The sequence below is a fragment of the Roseovarius nitratireducens genome (genome assembly GCF_002925845.1).
Classification (GTDB): domain Bacteria; phylum Pseudomonadota; class Alphaproteobacteria; order Rhodobacterales; family Rhodobacteraceae; genus Roseovarius; species Roseovarius nitratireducens.
Genome location: NZ_PDNI01000061.1, coordinates 1 through 387, shown reverse-complemented (window position 1 = coordinate 387; position 387 = coordinate 1). Strand labels below are relative to the sequence as shown.

The following is a 387-nucleotide window of genomic DNA, read 5'->3' as shown; positions in this document are numbered from 1 at the left end:
ACTTCAGTACCTGGAACAGCACATCGCTGATCCTACCGGCGCCAGCCGGTAGTCGTTCAGTTTTCTGAACAATTGCTGGAACACAAGCGTGGGAGAGGCCACCGCACCGGCGGCGCTTCCTGAGCTGCAGGCCCGGAATTCGCATTCCACTCCCAATGAAGGTTCACAATGATACATCCGATACTTGTTACATGGCCTAGGTGTTCAATCCCACGGTTTGATGGTGTGATCCTTTCGCGGGAATGGAAGGAAGCACTATGGGACAAGTGCGTCACGGGAGCGCCACGACCACGCACGCCGTCAGAGCTGAAATACAGCGATCGCAGGCTTCGCTCGCGGAGCTGAGTCGGGAGTTGGGGATCAACCCCAAGACGGTTGCGAAGTGGC

At 57.1% G+C, this 387-nt stretch carries 1 pseudogene; it reads left to right on the top strand.

Features of this window, described 5'->3' with window-relative positions:
• Positions 1–257: 257 nt before the first annotated feature.
• Positions 258–387, top strand: a pseudogene (locus CRJ03_RS12410) (IS481 family transposase); the annotation flags it as partial.